Origin of the sequence: Paraflavitalea devenefica (assembly GCF_011759375.1) — a bacterium.
GTDB classification, from domain to species: domain Bacteria; phylum Bacteroidota; class Bacteroidia; order Chitinophagales; family Chitinophagaceae; genus Paraflavitalea; species Paraflavitalea devenefica.
In genome coordinates, this window is sequence record NZ_JAARML010000006.1 from 271,893 (window position 1) to 298,557 (window position 26,665).

Annotated in this window: 16 protein-coding genes; 3 read left to right on the forward strand and 13 right to left on the reverse strand. The window is 47.7% G+C overall.

Going from position 1 to position 26,665, the window contains the following annotated elements:
* Positions 1 to 2: 2 nt before the first annotated feature.
* The 13 genes from HB364_RS28580 to HB364_RS28640 form a co-directional block, all read right to left on the reverse strand.
* Positions 3 to 746, reverse strand: coding sequence for a DUF4843 domain-containing protein (locus HB364_RS28580; RefSeq protein WP_167291847.1), 744 nt, complete (start codon positions 744 to 746; stop codon positions 3 to 5).
* An 18-nt stretch (positions 747 to 764) separates the two neighbouring features.
* On the reverse strand, positions 765 to 2,213 hold the full coding sequence (locus HB364_RS28585) for a RagB/SusD family nutrient uptake outer membrane protein (RefSeq protein WP_167291848.1): 1,449 nt from the start codon (positions 2,211 to 2,213) through the stop codon (positions 765 to 767).
* 11 nt (positions 2,214 to 2,224) lie between these two features.
* On the reverse strand, positions 2,225 to 5,578 hold the full coding sequence (locus tag HB364_RS28590; RefSeq protein WP_167291849.1) for a SusC/RagA family TonB-linked outer membrane protein: 3,354 nt from the start codon (positions 5,576 to 5,578) through the stop codon (positions 2,225 to 2,227).
* Positions 5,579 to 5,872: 294 nt separating this feature from the next.
* Positions 5,873 to 7,066: a FecR family protein gene (locus HB364_RS28595; protein ID WP_167291850.1), complete on the reverse strand. Its 1,194-nt coding sequence runs from the start codon at positions 7,064 to 7,066 to the stop codon at positions 5,873 to 5,875.
* 56 nt (positions 7,067 to 7,122) lie between these two features.
* Entirely contained in the window at positions 7,123 to 7,716 is a 594-nt protein-coding gene (locus HB364_RS28600) for an RNA polymerase sigma factor (protein ID WP_167291851.1), read from the reverse strand.
* A 203-nt stretch (positions 7,717 to 7,919) separates the two neighbouring features.
* Positions 7,920 to 8,672, reverse strand: coding sequence for a polysaccharide lyase family 7 protein (locus tag HB364_RS28605; protein WP_167291852.1), 753 nt, complete (start codon positions 8,670 to 8,672; stop codon positions 7,920 to 7,922).
* A gap of 267 nt (positions 8,673 to 8,939) precedes the next feature.
* The gene (locus HB364_RS28610) at positions 8,940 to 10,142 is read right to left on the reverse strand and encodes a DUF4998 domain-containing protein (protein WP_167291853.1); all 1,203 of its coding nucleotides are present in this window, start codon (positions 10,140 to 10,142) and stop codon (positions 8,940 to 8,942) included.
* 66 nt (positions 10,143 to 10,208) lie between these two features.
* Complete coding sequence (locus tag HB364_RS28615; RefSeq protein WP_167291854.1) at positions 10,209 to 11,426, reverse strand: DUF4959 domain-containing protein; 1,218 nt, start codon at positions 11,424 to 11,426, stop codon at positions 10,209 to 10,211.
* Between the two features lie 29 nt (positions 11,427 to 11,455).
* Positions 11,456 to 13,426, reverse strand: coding sequence for a RagB/SusD family nutrient uptake outer membrane protein (locus tag HB364_RS28620; protein WP_208420126.1), 1,971 nt, complete (start codon positions 13,424 to 13,426; stop codon positions 11,456 to 11,458).
* Positions 13,427 to 13,459: 33 nt separating this feature from the next.
* Entirely contained in the window at positions 13,460 to 16,648 is a 3,189-nt protein-coding gene (locus HB364_RS28625) for a SusC/RagA family TonB-linked outer membrane protein (RefSeq protein WP_167291855.1), read from the reverse strand.
* 181 nt (positions 16,649 to 16,829) lie between these two features.
* Positions 16,830 to 20,942 (reverse strand): two-component regulator propeller domain-containing protein, encoded by a 4,113-nt coding sequence (locus tag HB364_RS28630; RefSeq protein ID WP_167291856.1) that lies wholly within the window; start codon positions 20,940 to 20,942, stop codon positions 16,830 to 16,832.
* Between the two features lie 97 nt (positions 20,943 to 21,039).
* Positions 21,040 to 22,311: an SMP-30/gluconolactonase/LRE family protein gene (locus HB364_RS28635; RefSeq protein WP_167291857.1), complete on the reverse strand. Its 1,272-nt coding sequence runs from the start codon at positions 22,309 to 22,311 to the stop codon at positions 21,040 to 21,042.
* Between the two features lie 101 nt (positions 22,312 to 22,412).
* Positions 22,413 to 24,272 (reverse strand): hypothetical protein, encoded by a 1,860-nt coding sequence (locus tag HB364_RS28640; RefSeq protein WP_167291858.1) that lies wholly within the window; start codon positions 24,270 to 24,272, stop codon positions 22,413 to 22,415.
* Between the two features lie 136 nt (positions 24,273 to 24,408).
* Here HB364_RS28640 and HB364_RS28645 point away from each other — a divergent pair, with 136 nt between their 5' ends.
* The 3 genes from HB364_RS28645 to HB364_RS28655 all read left to right on the forward strand — a co-directional run bounded on the left by HB364_RS28645 (position 24,409) and on the right by HB364_RS28655 (position 26,656).
* A complete protein-coding gene (locus HB364_RS28645) occupies positions 24,409 to 25,167 on the forward strand; it encodes a ThuA domain-containing protein (RefSeq protein WP_246228643.1) in 759 nt (252 codons plus the stop codon).
* A 195-nt stretch (positions 25,168 to 25,362) separates the two neighbouring features.
* Positions 25,363 to 25,878 (forward strand): RNA polymerase sigma factor, encoded by a 516-nt coding sequence (locus HB364_RS28650; protein WP_167291859.1) that lies wholly within the window; start codon positions 25,363 to 25,365, stop codon positions 25,876 to 25,878.
* On the forward strand, positions 25,871 to 26,656 hold the full coding sequence (locus HB364_RS28655) for a HEAT repeat domain-containing protein (protein ID WP_167291860.1): 786 nt from the start codon (positions 25,871 to 25,873) through the stop codon (positions 26,654 to 26,656). The genes HB364_RS28650 and HB364_RS28655 overlap by 8 nt, the downstream gene beginning before the upstream one ends.
* Positions 26,657 to 26,665 lie beyond the last annotated feature (9 nt).

Genomic DNA, 26,665 nt, shown 5'->3' on the forward strand with positions numbered 1-26,665 from the left:
ACTTAATTGCATTGCGAGCAGATCCGCACCTCCTGCCCTTTTTCATCCAGCAGGGGCGCGCCGGGATGAGCGGTATTGTACGCGTTGAGCCAGTCGAGCATTACTGCAGCGATGGCATAGGTTTGCGAATAGTTTAGACCATCGTAATTACGGATGCCGGTTACATCAATGATCGCCTGGTGCTTTACACGGCTCCAGCGGCCTACGGCATACAACATAGAGTTGTTCCATACTGCCGGCTGGGTGAGCACTTCGGTCCATACGATCCGGAAAGCAGGCCCCAGGTCGGCTGTTCCTGCCAGCACAGGACCGGGCAGGAAATGTTCGTTGGGTTGCACACGCAACACCAGCTTTACGATCTCATTTTTCAACCTGTCCGAACGTTTGATCCGCACGGGAAACATAACCTTGAAACTGTTGGCCGGAATCACCAGGTTAGACGGCAATTCATATTCGGCAGGCAGCGCTGTCGTACCGGAATCCGCCACAAGGGTAAAGCTCCGGTCCTTATCCGCCACATTGCCCATTGTTTGAACCACTACGGTTACAACGGTATCTGCCAGCGTAGTGGGCCAGATAGCAAAAGTGAAACCGATGGAATCCTTCCGTGCACCTTCGGCTTCCACACCGCCTACCTGCAGACGGGCCTGGGCCTTAAAGGAAGCATCGTGTACATTCTTCTTGCAGGCGGTGAAAGCGGCCGGCAGGAAAATGGTTAGTATAATACAATGAATGGTCTTTTGCATGCTTGTTAGTTTTGGTGGTTATTGGCCAAATTCAACTTCGGCAGGAGGAAGTGGTACCACATAGCGCGCAGTAGGATAAGCGCCTGATACGCCGGGTACGCTGGTACTGTTCACCCGTTTATAATAGAAGAACATCTGCCCTTCTGAAGGGAACTCCTTCCTGTACTCCTTGCGCAGCTCATCCTGTATCTGGACAGCCGTAAGCGTGGATGAAAGTGGCGCCGTAATACCCCGGTTACTACGTACAGTAGTCAGGTATTCGATCGCTTTGGCCGGATTGGTCTCCTTCAAACATTCTGCAGCGATATAATACATTTCGGGTATACGGATAAGTGGTACCCGCTTGGACAGGTCCACCGGCATACCATTGGGCTGATACAGCTTGCCAAAAAATATCTTGGGTGAAGCCACATTCGTCACATTCCGCACCAGGTATACATTGCGGTAATCCGAAGCCCCTACCGTATTGGTCTCAAACTGTTCGGTAACGCGGGCGCTCGTGATCACCAGGGTGGTGCTGAAGCGGCTGGTATCCAGCAGGTCTACATAATTCTTGGCCAGGTCATTCACAAAGAGGCCAAAAATATGTTCCGTGGTAAACACCCGGTCACGGTTCACATCGGAAGTGGCCACACTGGCTTGTGCCACCCAGGGGAATTTGGCGGTAGCTGTAATCACCGTTTCCGCAGCAGGCAAAGCCTTTTCAATTTGACCGGCCCACAGGTTGACCCTTGCTTCCGTAGCCTTCACCGCATAATAATTGAAGCGCAGCTTCCGGTTCATCAGGTAGCCGTTATCCATATCAGTCGTAATGGTCTCGCCGGTAAGGATGGGATCGTTCTGCAACAGTTGGGCGGCCTTCTCCAGGTCGGCCTGTATCTTCACCAGCACCTGTGCATGCGTACTCCTGGGTGTAACAACTGCAGCGTATTTTTCCACATAAGGGATAGCTGCCTTCTCCGCGCCGCCTGCGGCAATGCTGGTACCGAAATAACGCAGCAGATCGAGGTGCAGGAATGCCCGCAGACCAAGGGCCTCTCCTTTGATGATACGGTAATTGCGTGGTTTGAACAGATTGGTATCTGCCTTGTCCAACTCTTCTATAAGCTTATTGAGATTGGCAATACTATTATATTGGTTCTGCCACATAGTTGTGGTGATACCCTGCACACCGGTAGCCGTATACAGGCCGGCCAGCGCATCGCGGTATGCCTGTGAGCCATTGGAAGTGTTCAGCACATACATACCGCCAATCACATCGGCCATGCCGAAAGTAAACTCACGTCCATACTGGGCCACGCGGCCCATATTGAGGTATACGCCATTGAGCGCTTCCTTGAAGCCCTGCTCATTGGCGAAAAAATCTTTGTCTTCGATCTGGGTCACCGGGGTTACTTCCACCCACTTCTTACAGGAAGTGACCAGTAAGAAAAGGAAAGACAGGTATAATAAATTCGTTTTTCTCATTGCCTGTTGTTTTAGAATGATGCCTGTAAGGTGAACTGAAAATTGCGGGCAAAGGGATACTCCAACCCACGCTCCTGCTGTACAGTGGAAATGACGAACACTTCATTCATATTAAAGCCGGCCCGCAGACGGGAGAATCCCCAGGAGCGTACCCTGGCGATCTTATCCAGGTCGTAAGTAATATTCAGCGAAGCAAAATTCAACTGGTCATTATCTTCCACGAAGCGGGTGCTGAGCTGCGTAGTGGTTGTATTGGCCACATCCTTAAAAAAGCTGATATCACCGGGTTTGCGCCACCTGCCCGTCAGTACGCGCCTGTCTACATTCTGGTACACGTTGGCATTCTCCACTTTGCTCACCAGGGTAGAGTTATACATTTGTCCGCCATACTGGAAACGGAAAGACGTATTCACCTGCCAGCCGCCATAGATCAGGTTGAAACCGAAATTGCCGGAAACCTTGGGCAATGCATCGCCCGCCGCAATCTGGTCATTGGCATTCCAGGTATAAGTAACCGAACCATCCTTTTTCAGGTATACTTCACGACCGGTGGCCGGGTCAATACCAAGGGAGGGCACCGCCCAGATGGCATTCATGGATTGCCCTTCCACGAAACGCACGCGCGGCACAGCGGCCGTTTTATTGTCGGCAGCATTATTACTGCTGGTAGCATCCTGCTGTTGATTCCAGGCTTTAAGTGAGTTGGATATTTCCTTGATGGTATTCTTGTTGTGCGAGGCCAGCACAAACAGTACCAACGAGGCTTTCTTCGCATTATTCGTCCATACCTTGTAATCCGCCCGCAGGTCGAAACCCTTATTCTCTGCTTTGCCCAGGTTGGCCTTGTACGTGTCAAAGCCGGCGGAAGGAGGCAGGGTGATATCCGTCACCAGGCCATCGGTATTACTGATATAATAATCGAAGCGCAGGTTCAGCCGGTTGAACAGGGCGATATCGGTACCAACATTCATATCCTGTTTGCGTTGCCATTGCAGGGCCGGATTGGCCAGCCCGATGAGTTGGGCCCCGTTGCCGAAGCCGGCATACGCATTTTGCAGGTAATACGAATAAGTGGATTTGCTGATGGAGGAGTTAAAGTTTTGCGAACCGGTATAACCATTGGTGGCGCGCAGGCGAAGCTGGTTGATCACTTTGGAGTTGGCGAGGAATGCTTCCTTATGCGCATTCCAGCCAATACCCGCCGACCAGAACTGTCCCCAGGGATTATCCTTTCCATACAGGGAAGACTGCGTGGCGCGATAAGATACATCAAACAGGTAGCGGTCATCATAAGAATAGTTACCAGAGACCAGCCCGCTCATGTCTTTAACAGTACTCTCACTACCGGTGGGCCGTGAGTTCAGCAGGTATTGCAGGCCGAGTGACGGAAAATCGAGGCGGTCATTGGGGAAACCTTCTACGGTGTTGAAAAGAAAGATACTGCTATTGCTGCTATAATCTCCTCCACCATTGATGGCTATATAATGGAGACCGATGTTCCTGGTATAGTTGAGCAACAACCTGCCTGCGTAAACATCTAAGCTACCATCTCCTTTTGTGTACCGGCCTTTGCGTGCTGCGCCGTCACCACTGAACTCAGAAGTAGTAAACATAGTATGATCGGCCGGCAGGAAGAGATGGCTTTCCTTCTCCTGTTTGGTCACGCTGAGATTGGCCAGCGCCCGCAGTCCCGGCAGAATACGCCAGTCAATGCTGAGGTTATTGGTAATATCGAGGTATTTGGAATAGTCCATCACCTTCAGGGTCGAATTATAAGCGGGATTGTATACTGCCTCGTTGACAATAGCACCACCAGCGCCAGCATTCACACGCGAAAGACTGGTGATCACCTTCAGGATGCGCCCGTTTTCATCCTGGTAAGGGAGATAAGGATTCATGGCCGCATATTGTGAAAAAGCGCCCCAGGGAGAGTTGTCGGAGCGGTTATTGGCAATCGTCAGTATATTATTGACAGAAACATTCCTGGTGCGGTAAGTAAGATCAATTGCGCCGGTAAGGGTGGTACGGCCGGAGCCTTTCATCACGCCGGTGACCTTGTTGTACATCAGGTCCACACCATACCGGAAACTCTGGTCGCCACCTTCAGCCCGGATCGAGTGTCGCTGGCCCCATCCGTTCTGCAGCGGTTTGGAAAGCCAGTCGGTATTCACCCCACTTTGCACCAGGCGCAGGTTCTCTTCATACCGTTGTTTCAGGATATATTGTGAGTTGCCTACTGTGGCATTGGAATAAATACCGGCCGCCAGTTCCACCTCCAGCTTTTCGGCCGCATTGGTAAGGTCATAAGAGCTGAGGTCGGGCGCCTGTAACGTAATATTGGTATTATAAGAGAAGCGGAGCTTGCCGGCCTGGGGTCGCATGGTTTCGATCACCACTACCCCATTGGCGGCGCGAGAACCATAAATGGCTTTGGAAGCCGCATCTTTCAGTACGTTGATACTCTTCACACGGTACATATCCAGGTCCAATACCTTTTGGATCGTAGTCTCAAATCCATCGAGGATAAAAAGAGGCGCATTGGGATTGGTAGCATACTCGCCGCGCAGATCAGGTAAGCCCGTTTGGCCACGCAACTGGATATTGGGAATGGCATTGGGGTCCGAGCCCAGGTTCATATTGTCAATCACCTGGAAGGCGGGGTCCAGGTTACGCAGGCTTTGCAATACATTCACACTGCCCACCTTCAACAGCTCTTCCTGGTTAAAAGTGGTAGTAGCCCCGGTAAAGCTGGAAGCTTTGCGGGTAAACATTCCAGTGACCACGATGTCTTTCATGGACTCATTGGTCATTTCCAGCGTAATGCGGTAATATCTTTGTGTGCCGATCACCACTTCACGGGGAGTATAGCCTACATACGTGATCACGAGTGTATTGCCCGAATTGGCCGTGATGGAAAACTGTCCTTTGTCATTGGTCTTCACGCCCTGCGTCTGCCCTTTCACCACGATGCTGGCGCCCGCAATAGGCTCCTGCGTTTTCTCGTCCAGCACCAGGCCCGTGATGGGATCCGGCTGTGGCTCCTCAATAGGTACCGGTGCTTCTATACGCACCGGCTTGTCTTTTACCACAATGATCTTACCTACGATATTGTAGGTGAGCGGCTGGTCTTTAAATAACAGGTCCAGCACTTCGGTGAGTGGCTTGTTCTTTACAGTAATGTCCACAGGCTTTGCGCTGCTGAGTAGTTTGGCTTCTATCCAGAACTGGTAGCCTGTTTGTTCTTTGATGACGGAAAAAATCTTTTCGAGCGGAGCGTTCTTCTCCGATAATGTGAGGTGTTGTGCAAATCCCTTGGCAGATACGTGAAGCGTTGCTGCCAGGAGAAGGAATGCTGTGATCTTCATGTATAACAGCGTTTTGGTTAACAGCCGGTTTCCCGCCGGGGAAATGGCATGGCATAAAATCATAACTTTGTTACGTTTTAGGTTGAGAAATGATTCGCCCTGAGCGAAAAGCAGTCATGCCGATAATCCGGTTTCATTACCGGGATCGGTACTCAGCCTGGACATTCAGCCGTTCCGGGTCGCATCCGGGACGGTTTTTATTTCCAGTACTGCAATGAACTTCCATTTAAGGTTATGTACAACTTTATGCAGGCAAGGAACACATCAATATTTAATTCAAAGGAAGGCTTCGGCTCACAATATGCGCAGCACCCCGTTTTCCAGGGAGAACTTCACGCCGCTCTGTGAAAGGACCGTGAGTATATCGGATAAGTTATTGTCCATTGAAACATTGGAGGTAAACGTCTTCTTCGGAATACCCCGCTCATATTTTACTTCTATGTCGTACCACCTGGCCAGTTGCTTCAGGATCGTTTCCAGGTCATCATTCCGGAAACTAAAAGACCGGCTCATCCAGGCGATGGCCTGCTGTGTACTGGCGCCCGGCACAAGTGCAATACTGCCACCTGCCGTAATACGGGTTTGCTGGCCAGGCTTCATATTCAATGATTGGTCGTTGGCCTTTACCATTACAGCGCCTTCCAGCAGGGTGGTCCTGGTATCGGCCTCATCGGTATAGGCTTTCACATTAAAATGCGTACCGGTCACTTCAATGCTCTTGCCCCCGGGCAACTGCACCATGAAAGGTTGTTGCTTATTGGCGGCCACTTCAAAATAGGCTTCCCCGCTCAGCTCCACCTGCCTCGTATTCCCGGCAAATTGCGTAGGAAACCGGATAGAGCTGGCTGCATTCATCCATACCCGGGTGCCATCCGGCAAGGTAAGCCGGAACTGCCTGCCCCGCGGTGTGGTCATCGTATTATAAACAATGGCGTCTGCTGCGGCCTTTGCAGGATTGTATTGCAGCTTGCCATCCTCCAGCAATACAGTAGCACCTTGCTGGCTCGCTATAATGCCATTACCCAGGCTATCCAGCACTACGGTAGATCCATCGGCCAAAGTGAGCACCGCTCCGTTGGTACCGGGCAATGCATCATGTGTAACAGGTGTTTGTGTAACTGTTTGTTCGGGTGTACGGTTCTGCCGGCTGAGGTACAAAATACCGCCTGTCAGCAAAGCCAATACACAAGCCGCCGCAGCATACCAGCCTATACGCTTCCACGGACGGGCGGGCTTTATCACCGGTATTTCAGCTTCAACTGTATTTTGCATGCGGTCTACTGCCACGATACGGTCTACAGCCTGCATCCAGTTGTCGGGCATCTCCACTTCACCGGTAGCAGGGTACTGTTCTATCAAGACTGCCAACGCTTCTTCGGTAAGCGGTCCTTCTTTTTCCAGCAATTGCATCAACTCCTTCCGTTCCAATTCGCTCAATGAACGGTTGGCATACAATTGCATCAGATATTCCAGTTGATGAATGCTCATAGAATCTACCCAATTATTATAAGACCCGCCCCCAAAGCAGCAGTACTAATGGAGCGTCAAATTTTTTTAAAAATAAAATAACATAGGCTCAACAACACCCCGAAAGTAAAAGTATACCCCTGCTCCTGCAGGAAGCTGCGCACCTCCCGCAAGGCCGCTGTGAGCGTATTTTTTACTGTTTGCGGAGAGAGTTGCAGCCTGTCGGCAATTTCCTGTATCGTAAGGGAATGACTCCTGCTGAGCGTGAATACCTCCCGGCGCTGCGGGGAAAGTCTTTCCACGCCCTGCTGAATGGTTTTGTTGAGTTCTTTCAATGACAAGGGCTGGGAAGACGGTGTGCTTGCCACTTCTGTTTGATCGTCAATCATTTCGAGGGGAAATCTTTCCCTGCGCGTGAGTTTATTGTGCAGTACGCGCAGGTATTCGCGGGCGGTGATCTTGGAAAGCCAGGCTTTCATATGCCTGATCTCCGGCAGCATATCCCTGTTGAGCCATACCCGTAAAAAAACCTGTTGCAGTATTTCATCTGCCTCTGCCTTTTCGGCTACATGCCTTTGCAGAAAAGGCAGCAACTGCGGGTAATAGAACCGGTAAAACCGGGCAAATGCCTGCTCGTCACCCTCCGCTATCTGCTCAATCAAACTATCCATTGTATTGGATCCGTCCTGGGGCAATAGCTTTAATCTTTTATAGTGGCGTAAAGTATATCAAAATCAGCAGATTTGTCTACAAAAAAGCATTACAGCCTATCTTATTTAATAAAAATGGCTGCCTCTTTTTTGAGACAGCCTCTGCCAGCCTATAAAAAATACTGTTTAAATTCCGGGCGCCATAAGATACTACCGGTTGACGGTTATTGCCCAACAGGACCGTTCTTCCAGTACTTCACATTCTTCCAGCGGGTTTCGGAACGGGAACCGGATATATTATACACACCGCATTTGAAATAATGGGTGGCATTGCCACGGTCTGCATAATTACCTTTCAGTACATTGTTCAGGTAAACATAGATCCTGCCGTTGTCAGCATCATGCTGCACATTCACGTGTATCCATTTATTATAAGCGCTCGTCATCAACGTTTCATTATCGTAACGTTTGATGGTGCCGCTGCTGGCTGAATGGATCTTAAGCATGATGGCTGTGGCATTGGTGGAGCCCCCGAATACCTGCATGATGTCCGTTCCGGCAGAACCTGAAACAATATATACATCACCTTCAAACTGGTGCCTTCCGGAAGTATAATTATTGTTCATACGCAATTCGGAACGGGGCCCGGTAGAGCAACCTTCATACTGACAGGCATCATTCGGGTAGATCCAAAAACGATGCTCCCCTCCTGAGTAACTGTAACGGCTGGATTGGGAAAGGTTCCAGGGCGTTTGTATGCCGTACGTATAAGATGTTTGCGTCCATCCGGCCGTTGGATTAGCGGCCGCAATACTGATGTCGTCAGTTTGAATCTCCAAAGCAGTCAGGTTGCTTTCGGCTGGTTGGTTGGCAGTTTTCCTGCAACCGCCCAATAAAAGTGCAGCAAATATAAAAGCGCCTATCACTCCTTTTTGAAGCAAAGCGCTTACATTGGGTTTTGATGATGAGATGTTCATTTGGCAAGTTTTAATGATTAATTGATGGATCCTGTAATGAGGGCAATAGCTGATAAAGCAAGACACCATAAAGCCTGGCGCCCGGTGGTGTCCTGCAGGAATAGCAGTATTTATAACGGATACATCAAAGTTTAAGAACTATACCAATCAAAAGGATCTGCATTTTGGCATTTTATTCGTTTAAATTACCCGGTTAGAAAATAAAAAAGCCGCCTCAGGTTATTTGAGACGGCCTCGTTATCATAGACGGCTTCTTGCTAACCATCATCAGGGAGTGCCATACAGCCTTACCTTGAACACTTTCATAAAGTTCCCTTCGGCAGCCATACCTGCCTGTATGCCAACAGCAACCTGGGTAGGGCCCGATAAGGTAAAATTGAGCTTAGTATCCGCATACTTGGCTATCGTCTTATAAACAAGGGCTGCAGCCGGCACATTATTAATATCGGGCAGCGCACTGCCGGGTGCTACCGTAACGTATTTAGTACCGCCGTCCGAACAATCGCCGGCAGTAGCAATGAATGTATATTTTCCGGCAGGTAATGTAAAGCTTTGGTAAATCTTGCCATTGGGTACCGGTGTCATGCCCCACCAGGCTTCAATAGAAAGTGCCACAGATGGCAGCCATCCGCCGGCATCCAGCCCGCCTATATCGCCGCCGCCATTCCGCACATCGGCCGTAGTAGTCCAGATGGCCGGAGTACGCCACCTGCCTGTACCGCCATCGGAGTTGGTAAAATTGATCCCGGCATTAGGGATATAAAGGTCCGTTATATCATACATCACCCCTACTGTTTGCGATGCGCTATAGAAGGTGTCAATAGCAGTAGGGACCGGCAAATACTGTGTGATGAGGCTGATGGAAGTGCCGCCTTTAAAATTGGGCAGCGTGGTGATCGCCTGGCTAACAGGTACGGATACCGAAGCAGTAGCATTACTGGTCGTAGTATAGCTGATTACCGTAGCCTTTGCTCCGGATGTAGTGTCAAAAACATCCCAGGTTACTTCCGCGTTTCCATTGGCCAGCAACTCAGCACGGGCCACAGGCCGGTTGCTCAATCCGCTTTCGTATTTAGGACCATAAGCGGTACCGGTAGCATTGACGATCAGGGAGCCATTACCGGTTGCATCAAAGGTTTGGATCTTAAAGCTGCTTACGCCCTCCGGCACAGTAATAATTTGTTTAAAACTGTCAACGCCTATCCCTTTGTTAATAGGATAAATGGCGGAATCTTTACCTTGATTCCAGGTTATTTTACAACTGGTAATTTTAGGGTCGGCCGGCAATAGCCCTGTCAGCTTCACCCGCAGCCTGCCGGAATAAATCTTTACGGAGTCCATCTTGCCGGTATAGATGGTTTCGCCATTGGCTGTATACTTTTTATAATCATCCCATTTGGAACAGGACACGATGGTTACAGCCAGCACAAACAGGATTAAAGCGATATTTATTTTTTTACGCACGTTCATAGTTGTCTTTTTAGGAGTTCGTGAACCTTCGGTTTCATCTGCTGTCATTTTTATCTGGTTCAATACTTAACGGGGATCGCCATATACTCTCAATTCATTGATGCTTTGTGCGGTGCCGCCGGCGAAGTTTTCCAGACAACGGATCCGGAGGTACCTTACTTTGGGCGCTGCTACATCCATCTCCCAGCTAAATCCGGCGATGGCGGTGGCCCGGTCATCGGCATCATCCGTGCCATAAGGAAGGCCCGAAGGTTTTGTTACGGTAAATGATCCGAGAAGCGTCCAGCTATTATCCAATGCACCACTGAGCGATGGATTGGCAGCGCCATAAATTTCGAAACGCTTCATGGTAGTAAGATAATAATAGCGGTCTCCTTGCGCAGAACCTTCCGGGTAAGGCCGTATCCAGACCCGGCTGATCCTGGCAAGCGCTCCTGTATTAAAGGTAATCATGTGCGGATCGGTGCTACCGGCTGGCTGGCTGGTGAAACTGGTCCAGGGCCAGCCATACCTGCCATCCCAGATATAGCGCACAGCCGTTTCGCCGTTGTTCCACTGAGGGGCGTCACCCGGCAGGGTAAACTCAGAGAAATTTGTCTTGGGTAATTCTGTTTCATATATCGGCTTGATCACTTTATATACCGTATCGGTTTTATTGCCCCAGCGGTCTTTTACAAAAAAGCCAAAGCGGTACTCAATGGTATCGAGGCCACGTACTTTTGACAGGATGCTATCCACATTGGTGAAAACACTTTTATCATTATCTGCTTCATACTCGTTGAATACATTCGGCTTTGTTACAATAATGGAGATATTGGCTTTGGAAGCATTTTGGGCAGTAAGGTTATAACCGCCAAATGCATTGATGACCTGCATATTGCGGAACACCTCCCAGATGGGCGCCACCAGGGGTTTGATCTTGATGGTCACGGGGGCCGACATAACCTCCGACCTGCTCACGGAATACAACTTCACTTCATGCTCCAGCGTATCTGCAAAACCTTCTACCACCAAAGTATTATTATAGTAGGAAGCTGTTACAGCATATTCCTTTCCGGTGGTAATCGTATACACCGCTTTCACGTAGGACAGGATCGAATCTTTGGGCACGGTATAGCTAATCGTTGCATTACCATTGCCGTTCACAACAGTTACACCAGTTACCTGGGCGGGTACAGTAGGATCGTTGTCCACAGGCTGGTGTGATTCCAGTTGTTTGCCGCACGAGCCAACCACCAGTGCGGTAATGATAAACAGGACAGATAATTTTAGTATAAGCTTCATATATGGCGTTTACATCATTATAAATAGTATTACCAGCCTGGGTTTTCTACCAGGAGGGGATTGCGGCGGATATCATAGTTGCCGATAGGCCAGAAATAATCTCTCGGAGCAATAAACTGCTGGTTATAAATAAAGCGCTCCTTGTAGTAAGTATTATCTGTTGAGCCCTGTATGCTCCAGCCGGTGATATCCTTATTCAGTTCATCAGCAGCTTCCTTCCAGCGTTTCAGGTCCCACAGGCGCTGCCCTTCAAACAGCAACTCAATCGTACGTTCGCGATGAATGATCGCCCGTAAGCCTTCTTTGCTGGCATACTTTGACGGGCTGTTGGAATAATTTGTCCAGGATTCAACGATGCCTTTCAGCCCTGCACGCTCTCTTACCTTATCCAGGTAGCTAATGGCCAGTGCAGAACCGCCATTTACCTCATTTTCTGTTTCAGCATACAGCAAATACAGATCGGCCAGGCGTATTTCGGGCCAGGGATATTGGCGCCATACCGGGGCCGATATGCCACGTGTGGTAGACTCCCAGCTCACCAGCTTTTTGACAAAATACCCGGTCTCACTCCAGTTCCTGAAATCTCCAAAACCAGCGCGTTGACTATTCTTCGCTTTCAGGTAAAAAGTGCCGATATCACTGCTGGTGGCATTGCCATCTTTCATATACCAAATGCCGCCATCGAAGCCCAGGTCTGCGTAAAAACGTGGTTCCCGGTCGAAATTGATACGGGCGGTGGTGAAGCCGGGTTCTATATTGTACCGGTCGGCAACAGTAGCTGTTCTCAACTGATCGTAATTGTTAAAGCTAAGGGTCTTATCTTCTTCGATGGGAACACCATTGGCCGTATAAAATAACTTGACGATCTTCATGGGTGGCGCCCAAACGCCTTGCAACTGGCCACCATGATTATTATTGGTGCCTCTTTCCGTGGGAGGCATACACAGGCTCTCATTCACAAAATAAGATTGAGCAAGGCCCCACACACATTCCGGTCCCCAGCGCTGCGTGATGGCATTACGAACATTCAGTTGTGTTTTAGTGGCATCACTCAGCCCCAATACATCGTTGGTGTACTTATATAAAGCAAAATTATTTGCCTCAGCCGATTCAATAGCTGCTTTCACGGCATCCCTGGCTTTCACCCATTTGTTGGGGTCGAAAGTGGGATTAAAAAGCGCCGCACCATCTTTGTTCGTGAAGCCTGCATAATCAGGATTGCCATTGAATAGCGGACTGGCAGCCATGACCAATAATTTTGCCTTAACGGCTAAAGCAATGGGTTGGGTAACCCGTCCCAGTTCGGTATTTTGATTGATAATACGCTCAGGCAACAGCACAGTGGCACTGTCGAGCCAATCGGAGATCGCATTTACACATTCATCTACAGGTGCCCTTTTTACATAAGAACTGGTGAGGTCGGCATCTACCGGTACATTTTCATTCATAAGGGGAATAGGACCATACATGCGCAGCATATAATAGTGATAATAGGCTTTGAGAAATAACCCCTCGCCTATCCAGCGTGACCGTTCGGTAGATGTAATGTCAGGCACCTTCGTTAAGTCACGCATATTTTCCAGTAGGATATTACAGTTGCGTATGGCATTCCAGATCTTCAGGTAGTTGAACGTACCGTTATTTCCTTTCAGGTTACCCTGCCATTCGTTAAAATAAGGATCGGCAACGGTTTGCTGCCCCTGTGCTATCCGGAAAGCCGGGTGCCAATGGGTCTGATCGTTTTGCGGGTACCAGATCTCATCGGCCCCTGTAAGGGCCGCGTTGTACCATCCGTCTCCGTTCTTGGGCAGGTACGAATAACAGGTGAACAGGTATTTTTCTGCTTCTACACGCAGTTTGAAAACATTATCAATGGTGGATACATTATCAGGCACTACATCGAGGTACTTCTTGCAGGAGCTCAGGCACCCTGTCATTACCAATAGCAGCATACAGAAGTGAAGACTGCTACATTTCCATTTTTTCCTTGAATTTTTCATTTGTATGAGCGATCGTTAAAAGTGATAGAATGATCAGAAATTCAATTGCACGCCCAGGCTGTAAACAGACTGAACAGGATAGTTGAGGCCATTGCCGCCCATTTCCACATCCCACAATTTGAAAGGACTGATGATAAAGAGATTCGTAGCCGACACATAAATACGGGAGCCTTTTAATCGCAGCGCTTTGATATCGGGAATGGTGTACCCCATATCTACACTTTTCAGCCGCAGGAAATCACCGCTGCGCATCCACCAGGTGGAGGTGGCATTATTAGGGTTAACCCTCCAGGTACTGAGGCGGGGCCAGAAAGCATATATATCCCGGTTATCTTCCGACCAGTGATTGTCGGCAATCACCTGCAGCAAATTGTTCTCATACCCGCCGTTCTGGTAGAAGGGCTGTATATTGGCAGGATTGATAAAGAAAGTGGACCGGGCCGCACCCTGGAAGTAAAAACTGAAATCGAAACGCTTATAGCCCATAGAGGCGCCAAATCCATAAATAATTTCCGGTTGCTGCGGATAGCCGATCGGTACCATATCATCATCATTCACTACGCCATCACCGTTTACGTCCTTGTATTTAATATCACCCGCCAGCAGACCATTATCGCCGTACTGTACGGGTGAGTTGGCTACTTCTTTCTGATCAATAAACAGGCGCTCTGCGATCAGCCCCCAAGCCTGGCTAATAGAATGGTCTACCCTGGACCGGTAAGCAATGCTGGCCGGGTATTTTATTTCATCTGTTACCTTGATCTTGCTCGTAGCATAAGTAAAAGTACCCCGCAGGTTGATCCAAACGTCTCTGGATAGTGAATGCTTGTAATCCAGCGCCAGGTCTATCCCTTGTGTTTCTGCTTTTCCGTAATTGGAGGCCGGGATAGCGGCAAAACCTGCGGCAGATTCAATAGATGATTTGGGCTGCAATATCTTCGACCGCCATTGCTTATATACATCTACCGTGATGCTCAAATCACGGAACATCTTCAGGTCCATACCCAGGTTCAACGAGCGGGATTCTTCCCAGGTAATATCATCATTGGCATACCGGGAAATGGAAACACCGTTCCGGTAATAAGTGCTCACACCATCATTGCGGCCAAATGAAGCACCGAAACCGCCATCATTGAGGTTTACGTTCGACAGGTAGAAGAAGCGATCGTTGATATTCCCAATCTGATCATTACCCACCAGCCCATAGGTAACCCTGAACTTCAGGTCGTCAATAATATCTTTCAGCGGCTCAAAGAATTTTTCATTGGAGATGCGGTAACCTATGCCAACGGAAGGGAAGAACCCAAAACGTTTGTTTTTGGCAAAACGCTCGGTGCCATTATAGCCAAAGTCGAATTCGGCGAGGTACCGGTTATCATACCCGTAGGTAAATCTTCCGGAAAAGGTTTGGTTACGCTGTGGCAGGGAAGCCGTAACACTACCGGCATTACCGGTTTCGTAATTAGATACAACAGCGATCAATGAGCCACCCACTGTGTGCTTATCAAAAGTATGATTATACATCAGCGAGCCTTCCAGCCAAAACCGGGAGTCTACCACTTTCGTGCCTTCAGAATAGCCGAGGTATTCTGTACCTACCGTACCAATGGAGGTAGGCCCACCGTCGTTCAGCGCCTGCAGGCTGTACCCCTTTGTAGTAGGATCTATGATAGCAGTATAGTAGAACGGGTTATAACTTCTGTCCACAGAATAATAAGAGTACCTTCTCAGGTAACCCATCGTCCGGAAACTCAAACCCGGCGTAATAAAATTCAGGTTTTGTTTAAACTCGATCTGCGGTTGAATATTGGATGTTTTATACACCGTATAGCCTTTTACCATTTCGGCATACGGGTTGACATAGAGGGTGCTGGTAAGTCCGCCGGCATTGACCATCTGGGCCGAACCAAACAGGGGATGTTCAATATACGGAAGCTTGGATTGCGGGTAAACGGCCGGGAACATAACCGGGTTGCTCCATAAAGCATTATTGAAGGTCCTGGTGCCACCCCCCACAGGGCCATTATAATCATCAAACTGGCCATACATCCTGATGATCATCTCGGTCGAATTGCTCAGGTTCAGATTGATATTGGTTCGGATGGAATAATTTTTCAGCTTGATATTACTGTTGAAATTGTTGATCGGGTCCACTTTCAGCACGCCATTATCCTGGTTATACGTACCTGCTACATAATACCGGGCGCGGCTGGTGCCACCGGTAATACTCATATTATAACTCTGGTTGATCGTGTACTTTTTGATCAACTGGGTTATCCAGTTGTTGTTGGGATACAGGTAAGGATCATCGCCGGCCCGGGTGTGCTCGATCTTGTTCTGTGAGTAAGGCTGTATGGCCAGTGGCGAACGGGTGAGGGCAGCTTCATTGGCCAGGGTCATATAAGTAATATTATCCGCCAGCTTGAAGTTTTTGGTATTGGTGGAAACCCTGTTTTCCGCCCTGAAATAAAACTTAGCCGGCCCGTCTTTGCCGGTACGGGTATTCACCAATACTACACCGTTGGCCCCCCGGGCGCCGTATACAGCAGCAGCGGCAGCGTCTTTCAAAACGGAGAAGTCTGCTATATCATCGGGCTGCAAACGGGCCAGATCAGTAGTAGAGGATTCAACGCCGTCTATCAGGATTAACGGGTCCTGCTTGCCCGTACCAAAGGTGGACAGGCCCCGGATGTAAAAGGCAGAGTTATCGGTACCTAACCCCGGCTCGCCACTTCGCTGAAAGGATATCATACCCGCTATCCGGCCGGCCAGCGTATTGGTGAGGTTCCCGGTAGGCCCTTTCAGTTCCTTCACATTTATTGTAGTGATGGAACTTACGGCGCTGGCTTTCTTTTGGGTGCCGCCAAAACCGACAACGATCACACCATCCAACTGGTTGTTGGCCGACTTCATCAGCACATTCACCGTACTGCGGCCGTTAATAGGCATTTCCTGCTGCTCGTAACCCACTATAGAGAATACAAGAGTGCCGCTGGCAGGAACCTGGATCGTGTAATTACCGTTTTGATCAGTACTTACAGCTCTTTTAGGATCTCCTTTTAACTGCACGGTAACGCTTTGCAGGACAGCCGAGTCAGAGCTTACTTTACCAGTTACAGTAATTTCGTTTTTCTGGGAAAATGCCGCAAAGGAGAAACAGAGAAGAAGTGCGGGGACAATGAGTCGCTTTACACCGTTTTTTAGTGTAGATTCTTTTTTCATATGCAATCAATTCTGATTTAAATGGAAACCTGGTCAACCTGGATGTTAGCCTTAATTAGTGTCAATCAGACAATCATTCCGTGTGCAAAATAGGCAGGCAGGGAGAAAAAGGAGGGACCTGAATTCGTACAAAAGGGACTCATTTTCGTAAAAACAAGGGGAAACAGGGATTTCTACCCTATTATTCTTCATTTAGATGGTAGGACTTCCCAAAAGGTTTCCTGTATCTTTTGATGTATTCCGATGGGTTCATGCCGAACAATTTGGCAAACTGCTCCCTGAAGTATTTTGGACTGGTAAAGCCAACTTCGGAAGCAGCTTCATTTACATTGACATTGGTATGGATAAGCAATTCGGCTGCCTTACGGAGCCTGATAAAACGGATGAAGGCTGTGACCGTCTGCCCGGAAATAGATTTTACTTTTTTATATAGGTTAGAGTGGCTGATATTTAATTCCGAAGCCAGGGTTTTAACGCTAAATTTTTCATCGTCCAGGTGCTTTTCAACTACAGTGATGCATTTCTCCAGGAATGCCTTGTATTCCTCGGATATCTTAAAGGGCGTTTCCCGGAGGGTGATCTCATTGTAAAAGTATTGTTGGAGATTAGTGCGGTTTTTTAAGAGATTGGCCACTTTGGCCATCAGCAGGTCTTTCTCAAAAGGTTTCACCATATAATCATCCGCACCGCCTTCCATGCCTTCCAGCTTCTTCTCCGGGGAAGACTCCGCCGTTAATAATATCATAGGAATATGACTGATAGACGGGTCACTTTTTACCTTTTTGCAGAAGTCAATACCATTTAAGCCTGGCATTTTAACATCACTAATAATAATATCAGGCAAATACTTATAGGCCAGCGCCACCCCCACTTCACCATTTGCTGCCTGGTAAACCGTGTATTTACCGGAAAAGGTCTGGTCAAGATAGGCCCGCATCTGTCCATCATCGTCCACCAATAAAACCGTATGTTTCTCACTTATCAAATCCTCCGGTTCGCCATTCCTGCCGGAAGGAGTACTGTCAATGACCAGTTCCTCCGCACTTAATTCCCGGGAAAGCAGGGGTACTGACGCCGTTTCTTCAAAAACAGTTTGTTCCTCAAAATGGGCCTTCCCCTTTTGCAGCTCCACCAGGAAGCGGGTCCCTTTTCCAAGCTCACTCTCATAGGATATGTTGCCTTGGTGACGCTCCACAAAATGCCTCACCAGGTAAAGACCAATGCCAAACCCAGGCCTGGAGGGTACGCCTGTTGCCTGCACCTGGTAAAACCTTTCAAATAACTTGTCCCCCACCTCTTTGGGTATACCATAACCACTGTCTGAGACCATCAATACTACATTATTGTCCGTTTCAGTTACAGAAATGATCACTTTTCCGCCTCCCGGCGTGTATTTGAGAGCATTCGAAACCAGGTTATAGACAATGATCTCCATTTTCTCCCGGTCAGCATAAATTTCCAGGTCCTCCTTTTCACATTCAAAATGGTAGGCTATTTTAAGTGCCTTTGCCTGCTGAACAAAGGCCAGGTAAACTTCCGAGCATAAACGGCCAAGATTCAATTTTGTAATCTTCAGTTGGTCTGCACTGGTATCGGTCTTTCGAAAAAGCAGCAGTTGGTCCACCAGGCTAAGCAAGCGGCGGGAATTGCGGTAAACGATGTTGAGCTCATCGTAGTCTGCCTTATTTTCCCCGGCTGCCTGCCTGCTCAACATATCCTTTAATGGATTAATAATTAAGGTTAATGGCGTTCGAAATTCATGGGAGATATTCGTGAAGAAAGTCAGCCTTTTTTCATTCACCTCTTTTTCCTGGTCATTGATCAGCTTCTCTGTTTCCCTTTCTGCTCTTTCCTTGGCTGCATTCAATTTGGCAAGTCTTACTTCGAATGCCAGTTTGGTCTGGTTAGCCCTGTACCGCTGGTAAAGCACAATGGCGCCCGCAAGTACCAGCAGGTAAAAGGCATAAGCCCACCAGCTTCTGTACCAGGGTGGTAATACCACAATATGCAAAAGGACTTCCCTGGGATTCCATACCGCTTCAGCATTGGTGGCCCTGATATGTAATATATAATCACCTTCACTAAGCCTGGTATAATTGGCTGTTCTGATAGTACCCTTATTGTTCCAGTCCTTGTCCCAGCCCTCCAGGTACCAGGCATATAAAATCTTACTTGGAGCCGAAAATTCCAGTGCAGCAAAATCCACAGAAACGACCGCTTCGGAAAAAGGAATGGTCAGCGACTCAATTTTATCCGCTTTAACAGCCGTAATGTACTTACTCCCTTCCCCCACCGGCGTATTGTTGATACGTAACCCGGTAATTAAAACCGGCGGATTATAATTGCGTGTTTTCAAACCGGCGGGATTGAAAACATTGAACCCCTTGATGCCACCAAAAACCAGCTCGCCGGAGCGGAGCCGTAGGGCGGCATTATAGGCAAACTGGTTGCTTTGCAAGCCATCCTCCTGGTAATAATTCTTAAACGTCTTTTTTTCCGGGTCAAACCTGGAAAGACCATGAAAAGTGCTGAGCCATAACTGGCCCTGATCATCTTCCAGTATATTTAAAACGGAATTATTGCATAAACCATCCTCCTCGGTAAACCTTTTCGCTATAGTGGCTCTTGACGGGTCAAACAGCACGATGCCAATACCTTCCGTGCCGATCCATAACCGGCCTTTTTTATCTTCCAGTATAGCCCTTACCGGTTTGCCCGTTTCGTAGAAATAGAATGTTTTCTTTTGTCTGACAACTATAGAAAGGCCATAGGAAGTGCCGGCCCATAAAGTACCGGTATGGTCTTCAAACAGGGAAAATATATCGATGCGTCCCTGGCAAAAAGGTTCAAAGCGATTGCTTTGCCGGTTTAACTGGAACAACAGCCCCCGCCCATAAGTAGCTGCCCATAAATTACCTTCCCTGTCTTCATACAGCAACCATACATTTTTGTGCTCTTCTCCGTTTTGGTCGTTGATACATTTATAATGTTCAAATCGCTTCGTTAACCTGTTGAACTTATAAATCCCACTTCCGAAAGAGGCAATCCACAGATCACCCGCCTTGTCCTTCACAAAAGCCGAAACCGCATAATTAATGGAGGAATCATTATTACCGGGTATATGCCGGTAATTCCTGAAACTATTTTGCCGCCGGTTCCAAACGCTGATGCCGCCATTATCAGAACCGATCCATAGGTTTTGTTCCTCATCTTCATAAAAAGAAGAAACAAAATTATCAATCAGGCTATTGGGGTTTAACAGGTCACGCGCGATGGTTGCAAAACCGTTGCTTTGAGGATCTATGATGTCAACGCCACCTTTCGTGATCCCTATCCATTTGCGGGATTCGTTATCCTCCAAAATGAAGGACACATCATATCCGGCTAATTCATTTTTCTTTTCCCCTGATAAAATATAATCCACCTTTCCTGTTGCAGGATGAAACACATTGACACCAACTTCTGTCCCTATCCAGAGCGTTCGTTGCCGGTCGAATCGCAGGCAGTTGATAACACGGGAGGTAAGCGGTGCAGCAACCTTGTGGAATGAACGGCCGGGGATATTATATTTAAACAGCCCCGTACGTGTACCTATCCAAATATTCTCCTGATCGTCAACTTCCAGACAATGAACATTGGTAAGGTCGCTATTGACTACCTGGACCGTATTGATTTTCGGGTTGTAAAGACATAAACCCAGCTCCCGCACAAATACCCAAACCCGTTGCTGCGGGTCGATAACAATACTTGCCACCTCATAATCGCCATTATCTTTTGCATTCCTGGGGCTAGGCATTTGAATGGCAACCTTACTGCCATTGTGCATTACCAGCAGCCCACCACCATTGGTGCCCAGGAAAACGTTGCCGGCAGCATCCGCTTTAATATCATTTACATAGAAATAAATGGGGCGCTTTTGTTGGCTGCCAGACGGAACAAACATTCCCGGCGAGATCTTTCCGGTCAGGTTATTATAAAGGCTGGCCCCCTGGCTGGTACCAATCCAGACATTATTATGATGGTCCCCGCCAATAGCGGTGATGTAATTATGCGGTAAAGAATTAGTGTCCGATAATTGTTTCCGGAATACCTTAAAATCATACCCATCATACCGGTTCAGTCCATCATAAGTGCCAAACCAGATAAAACCATTACGGTCCTGGTAAATACATCTTACCGAATTATTGGAAAGCCCCTGGTCAATGCCCAGGTGCCGGATGGGAAAAGGATGACCAGCGGCTTGCTTGAATAGAAGGCAGAAGAGCAAAACCCCAAAGGTCAAATATTTCGTCATAACAGCAGTCTCGTTTTGGCAAACCTGTAAATGGCATCACTTTAAGCAACTAAAATAGATATTTTTTGCATGTAAATGCCTGAGATATCCTGGCCCGCTACTCCACCTTCAGCTTCAGAATAACCGGCTTCACTAACTTTTCAGGATTAGTAAGACTGCCATCCGGCTGCAGGCTCCGTAGCTGGGCGTTGGCAATATAATGGAGTTGTCCGTTTACAAGGGCTCCTGTTGTCGGAATAATAAAGTCCTTACGAAAAGATTGCAGCGTTTCCGTCCTGGTGATGATATTCTTTTTGATATCATAATAAAACCTGACTACCCTATCGTCCTGGTTGCCGGAATCCTGTATACCGATCAATGATCCTTTGTAATAATAAAGACCATCTATACCGTTCAGATAAGTCCTTCCCTGGTGGCTGATCAGTGAACGTTTCCCGGTTACCAGGTCAATCATGTGTAAGCCAGTAAAATCAGCCACAAAAAGGACCTTATTTTCTTCATCAGCAGCAATGCCGTTCGGATAAATAAAGCCTGCAGCATATTCCGTCAAGGTATCGCTTCCCGGCAGGATCCGCCATACTTTCCCTCCCTTACTGTCTGTAAAATAAATATCGCCCCCGCCGGTTAAAACGAGGTCATTGAATAAATGCGGTCCCTTTTTATTATCCATCACAAATTGTTGGATCAGTTTTCCGGAAGGTATTTCAAACCTGAACAGGCCGGAATAACCGTTCAGGGTGTCTTGTTCTGAGGCACTGCATAACCATAAACTCTTAAAGTCGGGACTCACTTTCATGCCAAGCGCCATCCAGAAGCCGGACGCTGCACCAGTCACAAAATCGGAGCAGTCCCCATTACCCGAACACCTGATCACTTTATGCCTGGCCAGGCTGCCAATAAAAAATGTTTGGCGCAGGCTATCATAGGCAATCCCCTCCGGTATTAACAGGGAATCATTGATCTCAAATGAGACTGTACTCTTGTTGACGGCTATACGGTTTTTCAGGAAGGCTGCTGCATATTCAGCAAAACGCTTATCACCATACAGCCGCGAAAATCCCTTGTTCTCTTCCACCTTGTAAGGCAGGCCCCGCCCAGCCAGCAAACCAAGCAGGTCCAGGCTTTTGGCGAGTTGATCAGTCTGACAATAGCACTCTGCGAGCTTGTATTGAATACCCGGATGGTCGGTGTACTTTACCAGTGGTATTCCAAACTGAACACAGGGTTCATATTTCTTTTCATTATACGCTGTAATGAACTGCTGATAATCATTGATGATATCCTGTGCGGGCGATTCCCCGATAAGTACCACGGAAAGGACCAATAACAGGAAGCATTGCCGGAGCAGCAAGGATGGAATAGGCTTCATATTATGAACATAACTATTTATAGCGGGAATGGCGTATAAATTATGTTCAGCGGAGCGTAGGCTGTATATATGCTTTGCAGTGGCGATACAAACAACCTGTCTTAATGAATATCAAAAGAATAGCCAAGTTGATCACTACTTTCAATACACAATACCACTACCCGCTGCAGGCCCGATTTGAGCGTTGTTTCTTTGAGTACTGCTTTGGCAGCAGCATCATATAAAACATAGATGGTTCCTCCTGGCTTTCTTAGGGTTACTTTGCCGGGTGAAGAGATAAGGGCTGAATCGGTGCTGTTCAACAACAGCGGAATATATTCTTTGAAAGGCCCGGGATGTTGAATCGCTACTTCGATTGCTTTGTCCCGGAAAACAATTGATTTTTTGCCGGTTGCGCCTAATTTATAGGATACAGCCAACATCCCGGTTTTAAGATCATGGCCACCAGGTGTGGGATGGATGGCTTTATTATTGATTAAAAACAAAGCATCCAGCGTATCCGCCTCATACAGCCTGCCTCCTTCCGGTTTGGTGCCCCATGCTGCATCATCTGTATCAGTTTGCGATTGTAAAAAGGAACCGGCCTCCGGATGCCACAAGAGGCCTATGCCATAACGCTGTTGTGGCTTTAGCAAGGGCCCGGAATTAAAACTTGCATAATAGCCGGGCTGCCGTACATAAGTAAATACAGTTGGATGACGACTGTCCATCTTCTGGTGAATGAACCGGTTGCTTTTTATATAGGGCAGATTCCTTACAGCAGCTTCTTTTTGTTGTGGTGAAGGATACCACTGGTAATGTGCACGGTGCAGAAAAGCATAGGGCGAAAAAGCGCTGAATGCTCCTGTAGAAAGCGGCTGCACATGAGGCCAGTTTTGTTCAAGGCTTTTCCTGGCTTCTGCAAAGGCCTTTCCCTTTTCCGCGCTGCTCATGTTGAAAGCCCCTATGCCCGCTACTGCTTCGCCAAGAGGACTGGCTGTGAAATAGCTCCCTGTAGTAGTTGCTTTCTGGCGCATTTCGATCGCTCTGTTAATGGTATAGTTGATTGACCCTGGCTCAGGCACTGCATTATAGCTTATCCAGCTATAATATCTTTTCTCTTCTTCAGTAAATGCATTGGCAAGCGGGGTGCCACGGCTGTAGTGATACGCCATCCATAGGTTGCTATGATGTGTATTGAAGTTATAACCAAAATCGGTACCGCCTGCTTCATAAAAAAATCCTGCAGGGCTTTGAAAATCGGCTGCCGACTGCTTTATACGTGCCGCCAGCCGGCTGCTGATTTCAGCATCAGGATAAAGCGATAAATAAGCCAGTGCGCCTGCCCATACATTGGTGTACTGGTTTGAATAATTTTTTCCATGCTTGTAAAGATCTTCCATGGTAAGTACTGCCATAATTGCTTTTCTGTCTGCATCAATGGCGTTTTGTAAAATAACGGGATCAATAGGCGGACCGGCTTTGAGCAGCCGGAGAGCCTCCCCCATGAATTTGGTACTGAAAGCAGTCGCGGGCAGGTTCCATTGCTGCGGACCATACTCACTAAAACGGCCATCAGTATGTTGGATACGGCACCAGAACGATAAAGCTGCTTCAAGTCTTGGCCGGAGGGCAGAAGATCCATAATATATATTCCATGGACGATTGGTACAATAGAAATAAGCGAGCGAAAGGATGTTTTCCATGATACGGGCATTATAAGGCTTGTTGCCATCAGGGGATCGCCATACGGCAATATTGATAAACCCTTTGTCGGGTCCTGTTTCTATTACGCCATTGGCAAACGTATGGAAATGCTTTAGGTAATAGGGCATATCCAGCTCATCATCTGTAAAATCGGAAGGCTTGAATTTCGACAGATCAATAGCCGGCACATCGGGCCATTGCGACTGAACAACTTGAATAAACACAGTGAGCGATACAATGATGGCAATGGCAGCGCGACAAGCAATTCGTAGCATAGGCATATATCGTTTTCACCTACAAGTTATTATTTCTGCTGCTTTTATAGTGCCAAATGCATTATTGGGTAAAATAGCTTATTGAAATGCTTGCCCTGCTTTTAGAAATCATTTTATATTGAATAAAAATTACTATATGCGCACCAATAAATTCCCCTCTTATCTGCGGGCAACGCCCCTACTCTGTTGCATGCTCGCAGCATGTATTCATTACGCAGCCGCACAGCAGACGAAGATCAAGGTGCTGGTTATAACCGGAGGACATGGATTTCAACGCCAACCATTTTATGACGTTTTTAACGCCATTCCTTCCATTACCTACGATACCCTGGTGCAGCCGCAGGCCAATGCGCTCATCGCTTCACCCGGAGTGAACAGGTATGATGTGCTCGTATTTTACGACATGGGCGATTCCATCCCGCCCGCGCAGCAGGAGGCCTACATCCGCCTGCTAAAAAAAGGAGCCTCCATGATCTTCCTCCATCATGCGTTGGTGTCGTACCAAAACTGGCCTGAATTCGTCAGGATCGTAGGCGGACAATACCACACCCACCCTGTGGTGGTAAATGGCGATACCTTGAAGGCCAACTACGAACATGATGTGAACATCCCCGTGAAAGTGGAAGACAGATCGCATCCCGTGACCAGAGGCATCAGTAATTTTGAAATATTTGATGAGGTATATGGTGACGTTGAAATATTACCACAGGTCAAACCTTTGCTCAGTACTACACACCCTAAAAGCATGCGCTATCTCGCATGGGTCAATCATTATGGGAATTCAGATGTCCTATACATACAATTAGGCCATGGCCCTTCCGGTTATTCCAATCCGAATTTCCGGAAACTGTTACAGCAAGCCATTGAATGGTCTGCCAAACAATCAAAAAAATAGCCACCGAAACTATTTAACAATCAGCCCATTACATCACCACAAAGCTTTTCTCACCAGGTGCATTAAAATAAATACCCAAAAAGTTGCGCATTTCCTGTAACATTAATCTGGTCTATACGATTAGATAGTAAGACACGGAAATATATAATGCCTTTGGGAATTCCTACAACGAACAGACAGGAAGAATTAATAGCTATGTGTAAGCGCGGCAATCCCGCAGCTTATACTGAGTTATACAATGAGCACGCCGGGGCAGTATATAATACCATTATAAGGCTGGTTAAACATACGGCAGAAGCAGAAGATATCCTGCAAGAGAGTTTTGTGGCTGCTTTCCAGGGTATAGCAGCCTTCACGCCGGCAGGCGGGTTCAGGGCCTGGGTGAAAAGAATTGCCATTAACAAATCCATTGACTGGATCCGGAAACAGAAAATAAGTTTTGTAGAACTGGAGTCCCATTTGCTTCCTGTGACAGAAGAAGAGATGATAGACGAGGCAGCCTTTCAATTTACCATGGATGCTATCGCAGCAGCCATTGAATTGTTGCCAGACAATTACCGCACCATTTTTACCCTCTATGCGGTAGAAAACATACCGCAGGCAGAAATTGCTCAAATGCTTGGGCTGGAAAATACGACTGTGAGGACCCAATACCACAGGGCCAAACAAAAACTATTATTTACCCTCAGCAAAGGAGGTTGTCATGAGTAATGAGTTAGAAAATTATATCCGCAATAACCTGGATGAGCTGGACAGGAAAAAGCCCGACGACGCGGTACTGGGCCGCATCCTCTCAGCAATGAAGCCAAAAGGAAACGATAAGTCAGGTGGTATCGTGATCCCTTTCCGGATATTGAAATGGGCCGTGGCCTGCCTGTTGGCCGCAGCTTGCGGCATTGCCTGGTGGTATTTCAACCAGCAACAGCCGGCGACCAGCGTCACTCCCGAAGTTACCCAAACCAATATACCGGAAAAACGGCCGTTGCAAGAACCGGCAATAGATTCGGCAGCACGCACCACCGTTGATGTAAAGGATCAATCTGTCACTATGCCTCAAAAAATCTTGGTACATAAAGTGAAAGCAAAACAGCAGGTATTATGGGCAGGGTTATACAATATGCAATCGGCAGCAAGCAGGATCAACGCCGTTGCATTGATGTCCAGGCTGAAAAACAATGGCTACGACGTCATCAATGCCTTGGTGCAGGTCCTGAATAATGATCCCAATACCAATGTGCGGCTGGCTGCACTGGATGGACTGACCCGCTTTTATAAGGAGGCTTATGTGAGAAAAAAGCTGGTGGCTTCGTTAAAAAAACAACAGGACCCGCTGGTGCAGATCAACCTGATCGATTTGCTCACCTGGATGCAGGAATCAAGTATCCTGTCGGATCTGGAGAGAATGGTCAACGATGAAAACACAAATAAAGCTGTTAAGGATGTTGCCTGGTCCGGCATACTGCAACTTCGTCCTGGAATAATTAATTAATGTACATCT

What these genes read in the sequence shown, in the direction of transcription:
- HB364_RS28580 (WP_167291847.1), bottom strand. Translation starts at nt 746, where the DNA reads ATGCAAAAGACCATTCATTGTATTATACTAACCATTTTCCTGCCGGCC.
- HB364_RS28585 (WP_167291848.1), bottom strand. Translation starts at nt 2,213, where the DNA reads ATGAGAAAAACGAATTTATTATACCTGTCTTTCCTTTTCTTACTGGTC.
- HB364_RS28590 (WP_167291849.1), bottom strand. Translation starts at nt 5,578, where the DNA reads ATGAAGATCACAGCATTCCTTCTCCTGGCAGCAACGCTTCACGTATCT.
- HB364_RS28595 (WP_167291850.1), bottom strand. Translation starts at nt 7,066, where the DNA reads ATGAGCATTCATCAACTGGAATATCTGATGCAATTGTATGCCAACCGT.
- HB364_RS28600 (WP_167291851.1), bottom strand. Translation starts at nt 7,716, where the DNA reads ATGGATAGTTTGATTGAGCAGATAGCGGAGGGTGACGAGCAGGCATTT.
- HB364_RS28605 (WP_167291852.1), bottom strand. Translation starts at nt 8,672, where the DNA reads ATGAACATCTCATCATCAAAACCCAATGTAAGCGCTTTGCTTCAAAAA.
- HB364_RS28610 (WP_167291853.1), bottom strand. Translation starts at nt 10,142, where the DNA reads ATGAACGTGCGTAAAAAAATAAATATCGCTTTAATCCTGTTTGTGCTG.
- HB364_RS28615 (WP_167291854.1), bottom strand. Translation starts at nt 11,426, where the DNA reads ATGAAGCTTATACTAAAATTATCTGTCCTGTTTATCATTACCGCACTG.
- HB364_RS28620 (WP_208420126.1), bottom strand. Translation starts at nt 13,426, where the DNA reads ATGAAAAATTCAAGGAAAAAATGGAAATGTAGCAGTCTTCACTTCTGT.
- HB364_RS28625 (WP_167291855.1), bottom strand. Translation starts at nt 16,648, where the DNA reads ATGAAAAAAGAATCTACACTAAAAAACGGTGTAAAGCGACTCATTGTC.
- HB364_RS28630 (WP_167291856.1), bottom strand. Translation starts at nt 20,942, where the DNA reads ATGACGAAATATTTGACCTTTGGGGTTTTGCTCTTCTGCCTTCTATTC.
- HB364_RS28635 (WP_167291857.1), bottom strand. Translation starts at nt 22,311, where the DNA reads ATGAAGCCTATTCCATCCTTGCTGCTCCGGCAATGCTTCCTGTTATTG.
- HB364_RS28640 (WP_167291858.1), bottom strand. Translation starts at nt 24,272, where the DNA reads ATGCTACGAATTGCTTGTCGCGCTGCCATTGCCATCATTGTATCGCTC.
- HB364_RS28645 (WP_246228643.1), top strand. Translation starts at nt 24,409, where the DNA reads ATGCGCACCAATAAATTCCCCTCTTATCTGCGGGCAACGCCCCTACTC.
- HB364_RS28650 (WP_167291859.1), top strand. Translation starts at nt 25,363, where the DNA reads ATGTGTAAGCGCGGCAATCCCGCAGCTTATACTGAGTTATACAATGAG.
- HB364_RS28655 (WP_167291860.1), top strand. Translation starts at nt 25,871, where the DNA reads ATGAGTAATGAGTTAGAAAATTATATCCGCAATAACCTGGATGAGCTG.